This is a genomic window from Paenibacillus faecalis, from assembly GCF_900289175.1.
GTDB lineage: Bacteria > Bacillota > Bacilli > Paenibacillales > Paenibacillaceae > Paenibacillus_AQ > Paenibacillus_AQ faecalis.
The window spans coordinates 1,346,541-1,354,349 of the sequence record NZ_LT985747.1 but is presented as its reverse complement, the minus strand read 5'-3'; the positions used below and the strand labels follow the sequence as shown (position 1 = coordinate 1,354,349).

7 protein-coding genes, 16 tRNA genes and 1 rRNA gene (1 of these 24 cut by a window edge) are annotated in these 7,809 nt (G+C 45.7%); 21 read left to right on the top strand and 3 right to left on the bottom strand.

Features of this window, described 5'->3' with window-relative positions; genetic code table 11:
• From C8268_RS06655 to C8268_RS06575, 17 genes are all read left to right on the top strand, one after another.
• A 23S ribosomal RNA gene (locus C8268_RS06655) occupies positions 1-1,791 on the top strand; it begins 1,257 nt to the left of the window's first position.
• 160 nt (positions 1,792-1,951) lie between these two features.
• A tRNA-Asn gene (locus tag C8268_RS06650) sits at positions 1,952-2,027 on the top strand.
• A gap of 5 nt (positions 2,028-2,032) precedes the next feature.
• A tRNA-Ser gene (locus tag C8268_RS06645) sits at positions 2,033-2,124 on the top strand.
• Between the two features lie 16 nt (positions 2,125-2,140).
• Positions 2,141-2,215 (top strand) — tRNA-Glu (locus C8268_RS06640).
• Positions 2,216-2,401: 186 nt separating this feature from the next.
• Positions 2,402-2,477: transfer RNA gene (locus C8268_RS06635), tRNA-Val, on the top strand.
• Positions 2,478-2,494: 17 nt separating this feature from the next.
• Positions 2,495-2,571, top strand: a tRNA-Met gene (locus C8268_RS06630).
• Positions 2,572-2,605: 34 nt separating this feature from the next.
• Positions 2,606-2,682 (top strand) — tRNA-Asp (locus C8268_RS06625).
• Positions 2,683-2,710: 28 nt separating this feature from the next.
• Positions 2,711-2,786: transfer RNA gene (locus tag C8268_RS06620), tRNA-Phe, on the top strand.
• 21 nt (positions 2,787-2,807) lie between these two features.
• A tRNA-Thr gene (locus C8268_RS06615) sits at positions 2,808-2,883 on the top strand.
• 3 nt (positions 2,884-2,886) lie between these two features.
• A tRNA-Tyr gene (locus tag C8268_RS06610) sits at positions 2,887-2,972 on the top strand.
• Positions 2,973-2,979: 7 nt separating this feature from the next.
• Positions 2,980-3,053: transfer RNA gene (locus tag C8268_RS06605), tRNA-Trp, on the top strand.
• Between the two features lie 18 nt (positions 3,054-3,071).
• Positions 3,072-3,147, top strand: a tRNA-His gene (locus C8268_RS06600).
• A gap of 16 nt (positions 3,148-3,163) precedes the next feature.
• Positions 3,164-3,238, top strand: a tRNA-Gln gene (locus C8268_RS06595).
• A gap of 6 nt (positions 3,239-3,244) precedes the next feature.
• A tRNA-Gly gene (locus C8268_RS06590) sits at positions 3,245-3,319 on the top strand.
• Positions 3,320-3,330: 11 nt separating this feature from the next.
• Positions 3,331-3,404: transfer RNA gene (locus C8268_RS06585), tRNA-Cys, on the top strand.
• Positions 3,405-3,415: 11 nt separating this feature from the next.
• Positions 3,416-3,492: transfer RNA gene (locus tag C8268_RS06580), tRNA-Arg, on the top strand.
• Positions 3,493-3,500: 8 nt separating this feature from the next.
• Positions 3,501-3,581, top strand: a tRNA-Leu gene (locus tag C8268_RS06575).
• 184 nt (positions 3,582-3,765) lie between these two features.
• On the opposite strand, the gene C8268_RS06570 is transcribed toward C8268_RS06575, so the two are convergent.
• The 3 genes from C8268_RS06570 to C8268_RS06560 all read right to left on the bottom strand — a co-directional run bounded on the left by C8268_RS06570 (position 3,766) and on the right by C8268_RS06560 (position 5,133).
• Positions 3,766-4,080, bottom strand: a complete 315-nt coding sequence (locus tag C8268_RS06570; protein WP_106766945.1) for a DMT family transporter — start codon at positions 4,078-4,080, stop codon at positions 3,766-3,768.
• Between the two features lies 1 nt (position 4,081).
• Positions 4,082-4,444 carry a DMT family transporter gene (locus C8268_RS06565; protein ID WP_106766944.1) on the bottom strand — a complete coding sequence of 121 codons (363 nt, stop codon included), beginning with the start codon at positions 4,442-4,444 and terminating at the stop codon, positions 4,082-4,084.
• 104 nt (positions 4,445-4,548) lie between these two features.
• Entirely contained in the window at positions 4,549-5,133 is a 585-nt protein-coding gene (locus C8268_RS06560; protein ID WP_106766943.1) for a TetR/AcrR family transcriptional regulator, read from the bottom strand.
• A 274-nt stretch (positions 5,134-5,407) separates the two neighbouring features.
• Here C8268_RS06560 and C8268_RS06555 point away from each other — a divergent pair, with 274 nt between their 5' ends.
• The 4 genes from C8268_RS06555 to C8268_RS06540 are packed head-to-tail and all read left to right on the top strand — an operon-like array spanning position 5,408 to position 7,614.
• A complete protein-coding gene (locus C8268_RS06555) occupies positions 5,408-5,713 on the top strand; it encodes a LiaF transmembrane domain-containing protein (protein ID WP_106766942.1) in 306 nt (101 codons plus the stop codon).
• Between the two features lie 47 nt (positions 5,714-5,760).
• A complete protein-coding gene (locus tag C8268_RS06550; protein WP_106766941.1) occupies positions 5,761-6,435 on the top strand; it encodes a PspA/IM30 family protein in 675 nt (224 codons plus the stop codon).
• A gap of 2 nt (positions 6,436-6,437) precedes the next feature.
• Positions 6,438-6,920, top strand: a complete 483-nt coding sequence (locus C8268_RS06545) for a PspC domain-containing protein (protein ID WP_106766940.1) — start codon at positions 6,438-6,440, stop codon at positions 6,918-6,920.
• Between the two features lies 1 nt (position 6,921).
• A complete protein-coding gene (locus C8268_RS06540; RefSeq protein WP_106766939.1) occupies positions 6,922-7,614 on the top strand; it encodes a PspA/IM30 family protein in 693 nt (230 codons plus the stop codon).
• Positions 7,615-7,809 lie beyond the last annotated feature (195 nt).

Sequence of the window (7,809 nt, the reverse complement as noted above, 5' to 3'; positions counted from 1 at the left end):
ACCATTTTTGTCAGACTTCTTATGAAATGAAGGATGACCAAATGCACTTCGGGGATAGACACACTTCGAAGGCGGAGTGAAGTCGATTCAGGGGTAGGGGAGCGTTGTATAGGCGTTGAAGGTGTACCGTAAGGAGCGCTGGAGCGTATACAAGTGAGAATGCCGGTATGAGTAACGAAAAGATCAGTGAGAATCTGATCCGCCGAAAGCCCAAGGTTTCCTGAGGAAGGTTCGTCCGCTCAGGGTAAGTCGGGACCTAAGGTGAGGCCGAAAGGCGTAATCGAAGGACAACAGGTTGAAATTCCTGTACCACCGTAAACCGTTATGAACGATGGGGTGACGCAGGAGGGTAGTGACGCGGACTGATGGATGTCCGTCCAAGCAGTGAGGCTGATGTGTAGGCAAATCCGCACATCATCAAGGCCAGGCTGTGATGGGGAGTGAAAATTGTAGTAGCGAAGGTCATGATCTCACACTGCCAAGAAAAGCCTCTAGTCAGGTGAAGGTGCCCGTACCGCAAACCGACACAGGTAGGCGAGAAGAGAATTCTAAGGCGCGCGGAAGAACTCTCGTTAAGGAACTCGGCAAAATGACCCCGTAACTTCGGGAGAAGGGGTGCCCCGGTAGTGTGAATAGCACGAGGGGGCCGCAGTGAATAGGCCCAAGCGACTGTTTAACAAAAACACAGGTCTGTGCGAAGCCGTAAGGCGAAGTATACGGGCTGACGCCTGCCCGGTGCTGGAAGGTTAAGGGGAGTGGTTAGGAGGCAACTCCGAAGCTATGAACCGAAGCCCCAGTAAACGGCGGCCGTAACTATAACGGTCCTAAGGTAGCGAAATTCCTTGTCAGGTAAATTCTGACCCGCACGAATGGCGTAACGATTTGGGCGCTGTCTCAACGAGAGATCCGGTGAAATTTTAATACCTGTGAAGATGCAGGTTACCCGCGACAAGACGGAAAGACCCCATGGAGCTTTACTGCAGCTTGATATTGGATTTGGGTACGATCTGTACAGGATAGGTGGGAGCCTAGGAAACAGGAGCGCAAGCTTCTGTGGAGGCGCCGTTGGGATACCACCCTGATCGTATCTAGGTTCTAACCTAGTACCGTGATCCGGTACGGGGACAGTGTCTGGTAGGCAGTTTGACTGGGGCGGTCGCCTCCTAAAGAGTAACGGAGGCGCCCCAAGGTTCCCTCAGAATGGTTGGAAATCATTCGAAGAGTGCAAAGGCAGAAGGGAGCTTGACTGCGAGACCTACAAGTCGAGCAGGGACGAAAGTCGGGCTTAGTGATCCGGTGGTACCGCATGGAAGGGCCATCGCTCAACGGATAAAAGCTACCCTGGGGATAACAGGCTTATCTCCCCCAAGAGTCCACATCGACGGGGAGGTTTGGCACCTCGATGTCGGCTCATCGCATCCTGGGGCTGAAGTAGGTCCCAAGGGTTGGGCTGTTCGCCCATTAAAGCGGTACGCGAGCTGGGTTCAGAACGTCGTGAGACAGTTCGGTCCCTATCTGTCGTGGGCGTAGGAAATTTGAGAGGAGCTGTCCTTAGTACGAGAGGACCGGGATGGACGTACCGCTGGTGTACCAGTTGTTCCGCCAGGAGCACAGCTGGGTAGCTACGTACGGACGGGATAAGCGCTGAAAGCATCTAAGCGTGAAGCCCCCCTCAAGATGAGATTTCCCAATACGTAAGACCCCTTGAAGACGACGAGGTAGATAGGTTGGAGGTGGAAGTGCAGCAATGCATGGAGCTGACCAATACTAATCGGTCGAGGGCTTATCCAAAAGAAACCCACCAAGGTGAAGAAAAGCTTTGAAGCTGATTCCGAATACTTTGGCGGGGCCCGGAAAGATCTTAGGATCTGAAGGGAAAGCTACGGATTCTAATAACGCAAATGTTTCGTATCTAGTTTTCAGATGATCAAAAATCTGAATTGAATAATGTTCCCTGATAGCTCAGTTGGTAGAGCACTCGACTGTTAATCGAGTTGTCACAGGTTCGAGTCCTGTTCGGGGAGCCATTTATGGAGAGGTGTCCGAGTTGGCCGAAGGAGCACGATTGGAAATCGTGTAGGCGTCAAAAGCGTCTCGAGGGTTCGAATCCCTCTCTCTCCGCCAGTATATGTTTTGATGTGGCCCGTTGGTCAAGGGGTTAAGACACCTCCCTTTCACGGAGGTAACAGGGGTTCGAATCCCCTACGGGTCACCACTATTTTACTTGCTTCAGAGGATGAGAATCCCAAAGGTTCGTCGAAGCATAGACATCGTTAGGAATACTTCGCAGTCTCGAACGAAGTGAGAGTATCCCTACGGGTCACCAATTACTTACTAAAGAATATTTTAACTCTTGATAAGTAATACACAATTTGATATGATAAAGGTCGATTTAAATTATGGAGACTTAGCTCAGCTGGGAGAGCATCTGCCTTACAAGCAGAGGGTCGGGGGTTCGATCCCCTCAGTCTCCACCATTTATTCCTTACAATGACGCGGGGTGGAGCAGTTCGGTAGCTCGTCGGGCTCATAACCCGAAGGTCGTAGGTTCAAATCCTGCCCCCGCAACCAATTATCGCTATATAATGCGATTGAACAACAACGTGGAACTGTGGTGTAGAGGCCTAACATGCCTGCCTGTCACGCAGGAGATCGCGGGTTCGAATCCCGTCAGTTCCGCCATTCTTTTTATAACCGAAAGAGCTTTTGTGGCTCGGTAGCTCAGTCGGTAGAGCAAAGGACTGAAAATCCTTGTGTCGGCGGTTCGATTCCGTCCCGAGCCACCATTTGTTTTAACAACTGTATACGCCGGTGTAGCTCAATTGGTAGAGCAACTGACTTGTAATCAGTAGGTTGGGGGTTCAAGTCCTCTCGCCGGCACCACATGGAGGATTAGCGAAGTGGCCAAACGCAGCAGACTGTAAATCTGTTCTCATTCGAGTTCGGTGGTTCGAATCCATCATCCTCCACCAGTTTTATAGGGGCATAGTTTAAAGGTAGAACAGCGGTCTCCAAAACCGTTAGTGTGGGTTCAATTCCTGCTGCCCCTGCCAATAACAGATTTGAATATGGCGGTCGTGGCGAAGGGGTTAACGCACCGGATTGTGGCTCCGGCATTCGTGGGTTCAAGTCCCATCGATCGCCCCATACTTTCAAATCAGATTGGGGATTAGCCAAGCGGTAAGGCAACGGACTTTGACTCCGTCATGCATAGGTTCGAATCCTATATCCCCAGCCATTTATTGCGGACGTGGCTCAGCGGTAGAGCATCGCCTTGCCAAGGCGAGGGTCGCGGGTTCGATTCCCGTCGTCCGCTCCATTTTTGTTTGTGGCGCCATAGCCAAGTGGTAAGGCACAGCTCTGCAAAAGCTTTATCCCCAGTTCGAATCTGGGTGGCGCCTCCATCATATAATATGTGCCCTTAGCTCAGCTGGATAGAGCGTTTGACTACGAATCAAAAGGTCAGGAGTTCGAATCTCTTAGGGCACGCCATTAGGTAAGCCGGTGTGGCGGAATGGCAGACGCGTTCGACTCAAAATCGAATGGGGAGACCCGTGGAGGTTCGAGTCCTCTCACCGGTATAAATTTGTGAAAAGAGTCCGTTAGAGACAATCTCTAGCGGGCTTTTTTTATTGATTTTTAGTACTGCATTCATCAATATAAAACTAAATTGCCTGACTTACCTGTGTCGGCAGCGACAGATATCGCCTATAGTAAAACACGCCGCGGTCAACGACCAGCAGCGCGTTTTAAAAATTATACCTGTTATGAGACTGCTTTGAGACCAGTCACACCTATTACAATGATGATGAGACTTATAATACGTCCAATGCTTTTGGATTCGTTGAAAAAAATCATGTTTACCAAAACGGCTGCTGCCGTTCCAATCCCAATCCAAACCGCATAGGCAATGCTGACTTGAAGATAGTTAAAGGATGCGTATAGAAAAACGAAAGAACCGCCAAATCCGCCAGAGAACATAAGCATATTAAAAAAAGATTTCTTTTGGCTGAATTTTTTCAAACCAATTACTCCGATAACCTCAAATAATGCAGCGATAAAGACGAGTAGCCAACCCATATTAATGTACTCCTTTCTCTGATCTGAATTTTGTCGATTCCGTTTCCGGAACATTATCTGATATTTTCAATGCTATAACCCCAATAACTAAAAGTCCCATAAACAGACCTTTTGCAGCACTAAATTCTCCTCCGAAAATAAAAATGTCCATCAACGCCGTACCTACTGTACCTGCTGCTGCAAAAATGGCATATACGGTACCGGTTGGCAGTGACTCGCATGCTTTTGAAAGAAAATAAAAATCGATGATAATCATGGGAACAATGATCATCCAGTGCCACCAACTATTTGCGACATTGAATCCAAAAACCCAGAATAACTCAAATAGAGAAGTTAGAATGACATAAATCCAACCCTTATTCATGAAGCACCACTCCTTTTTCTAAAATATAGACTTGACGACAAAAATGAATGAACATCAGTCATTTTGAAACAAAAAAATAAAATGTTAATGCTGTAAGTATCTTTTTATGTTTTCAATAAAGATCTTTTTATGAAGTTATATATCCCGATTTTAAATACATCGAGGGATTCTTCCTGCTCAAGACCGATGTAAAATCGCTCAGCGGCATTTTCAATCAGATTGATAAGGAGCTTGGCTGTCCATTTAACATGAATGTCGCTGGTGATCTCATTGTTTTCTATGGCTTTATTTAAAAGATCCTCTAGCCAATCATAATAAGGCGAATAGATCGCTTCCCATTTTTCCATGGAATGCTCTATCGCAAGACCGGAGTAACAAAAGACAATAATATCTTTATATGAGTCGGTTATTTTAAAGGTTTCGTTAATGATCACCTCTAAAATTGCCCAGAAATTTTCTTTTCCAGCGGTCTCTTTTTTAATCATATCCAGCGTCATTGTTAGAAGGTTATCTGCAATAGCCGGTACCAACGCTTTTTTGGATGAAAAATATAAATAGAACGTTCCTTGCGCAACTCCCGCTTTTTTTACGATGTCTGAAATGGACGTATTATCGAATCCTTTTTCAGTAAAAAGTTCAATGGCAGCTTTTAAAATTGTATCGTATTTTCCGTCAGACAGGTTTGTCAAAAGCGTTTACCTCCTCCTTGAATATGAATGATCATCATTCATTGTACTAGAAATTGAAAATAATTTCAAAATACATTTTTTTACCCTCCATAATTACAGAGTTATTCAGGTTGTGAGCTTGTTTAGACTGGGGTCTAACTCTTTCCCCGACTTAGGTCTAGTATGAAAAACCGTCCACGGTCCGTTTTAGGATGTTCTCAATTAACCTAAAATAAAGTCATAAGGATGAACAAACGTAATTAAATGATGAAATGGACGGAAAGGCGGTGTATGCATGAGAAGTTCAAAAGATAATGGCTTGGCGATCCTCCTTATTGGCTTAGGTCTGTTAGTACTGCTTGGAGTGCTGGGTCCATTACTTGGATGGTTATTTAGCTTAATAATACCAGTAGCTATGATCGCCCTCGGTTATTACGGAATCCGTCGCGGCAACTCATTTTTTGGCTGGATTATATTAATCATCGGTGTAATTGCGCTGATGGGTAAGCTATCCTGGATCATTGGCCCGGTTCTTGGTATTGCCCTTATCGTCTATGGTTTTTCTAAACTGAAGGGTGGTAAGAATCGGCATTATTACTAACAACCTGTGAACATTACAATTTCGTAGAAGAGGAGGATAAAGAAAATATGAGTGTTTTTCGACGCATAAGGGACATCACGGCTGCCAATATCAATGAGAAACTTGAGCAAAGCCAGGACCCGGTTCGATTAATTGATCATTTTCTGCATTCCACACGTCAGGACATTATGGAGGCAGAGAAGCTGCATAAGCAGTGTGAGGCACATACGAGACAGTTACAACAGCAGGTAAATCAAGCTCAAACGATGATAAACAAGCGGGAGGAACAAGCTCTTCTGGCGTTGAAAGCTGGAGAAGATCATCTGGCGAAGCTGGCACTTCAGGAGAAGCTGATCTATGAGGAAAAGGTTGAACAGTATGATGAATTGTTAGCGACCAGCCGCGAAGCGCTCAAAGAAGTTGAAGAACAATTGGGTGAGCTTCGGATGGAATATCAAACGGTCTACAGCAAGCGTCAGTATTATGTAGCTCGGATGGAGACACTTCGACTTCAACAGAAGATGAATGAGCGTACAGGAGCCTACGGTGGTCAAGATGTACCGAGAATGTTTAATCGATTGGAAGACAGACTCAGCGATTGGGAGCTCGAAGCTAAGAGCCTTCGTGATATTCGCAAAATGGGCCAGGAGTATTTGGTTCAGGCTGGTGAGTCGGTATCCAGTGTGCTGGATCGAGAGCTTGCCCGTTTGAAAGAGAAGCTGAATAACAGCGGAAAGGAGTAAACATGACAAGATTGTACCGTTCTACCAGAGATAAGGCGTTCACCGGGCTGATTGGCGGATTGTCTGAAACGCTTGGTGTTGAATCAACTATACTTCGTATTATATTTGTCATCAGTATCTTCTTTACTGGCGGTACGACATTATTGATTTACTTGATCGCGTCCTTGGTCATTTCGAAGGAACCTTATCATTATGATCCATACGGTCCAAGAGGCCAAGACCATGGTCCGCATCATTATGGACCGAACGGTTATCAAGGTAACTATAGTAACCATCCTGGTGGAGGTTATCGGGATGATCGGGAATATTATGGACCGCGAAGCGGAGAACCCTCCGCGTATAACCGAGATTATTCACGGCGTCAGGAGGAACCGCCAGAGGCTGATTTGGATGCCATGATGAAAGACATAGAGAAGAAGGCTTTGAAGAAAGAAATAGAGGAACTTAAACAAAAGTTATCTAAATACGAGAAGGGAGATTTATAAAATGGGAGTATTTAAAAGAATTAAGGATATGACAAAAGCATCTGTGAATGAATTGCTCGATAAGGTTGAAGATCCAATTGTTATGCTGAATCAATATTTGCGCGATATGGAAGCCGAGATACATGAGGCAGAAGTAACGGTTGCGAAGCAAATGGCGAATGAGCGTCGTATGAAGCAGCGTGTGGATGAGGCTGTGAAAATGGCAGCTCAGCGCGAATCTCAAGCAGAACTGGCGCTGAAGAATGGTCAAGAGGAAGTTGCACGCAAGCTTTTGGAAGAAAAGATTTATTTTGATCAAAAACAAACAGAGTATCATGAGCTCCACATGCAGTCTGAAACGCAAGCCAAAGAGCTGGTTGCTCAGCTTCATGAAATGAAGGATGAGTTCTACAAAATGCGCAACAAGCGTAATGAGCTTGTAGCTCGTGCACAAATGGCTAAAGCGAAAAAGCAAATGTCTCAAGTCAGCAGCCTGCATACGATCGAAAGCGGCAGCGCTTCGATGGGCTTCCACCGTATGGAAGAAAAAATTATGCAAATGGAAGCGGAAGCTGATGTAATGCGTGCGCCATACCGTCCAAACAACGCAGTTTATACAAGTCCTGTGGACGTTGAAAAACAAATGAAAGTGGATGAGCAACTCGCTGCTCTTAAAAACAAAATGAATGGCGGCACTGCTAAAGAAGAAGAGTAATAGGCAGTTGAACCAACGGTTTTTATAAAAGAGTATTGAGAAGCTAGGAAATGTGATAAACTACTGGATGAACTGAATGTACTCGATTGTACGGATATTGGGGTATCTTCATAGTTTCGAGAGTATCCGTTCAGTATATATCGGTAAGCCATACGGTGCGGATCTCCGCACTGTTTTGGCTTTTCAGAGCTTATA

Excerpts from the sequence above, each read along its gene's own strand:
- C8268_RS06570 (WP_106766945.1), bottom strand. The coding sequence starts at position 4,080 with ATGGGTTGGCTACTCGTCTTTATCGCTGCATTATTTGAGGTTATCGGA.
- C8268_RS06565 (WP_106766944.1), bottom strand. The coding sequence starts at position 4,444 with ATGAATAAGGGTTGGATTTATGTCATTCTAACTTCTCTATTTGAGTTA.
- C8268_RS06555 (WP_106766942.1), top strand. The coding sequence starts at position 5,408 with ATGAGAAGTTCAAAAGATAATGGCTTGGCGATCCTCCTTATTGGCTTA.
- C8268_RS06550 (WP_106766941.1), top strand. The coding sequence starts at position 5,761 with ATGAGTGTTTTTCGACGCATAAGGGACATCACGGCTGCCAATATCAAT.
- C8268_RS06545 (WP_106766940.1), top strand. The coding sequence starts at position 6,438 with ATGACAAGATTGTACCGTTCTACCAGAGATAAGGCGTTCACCGGGCTG.
- C8268_RS06540 (WP_106766939.1), top strand. The coding sequence starts at position 6,922 with ATGGGAGTATTTAAAAGAATTAAGGATATGACAAAAGCATCTGTGAAT.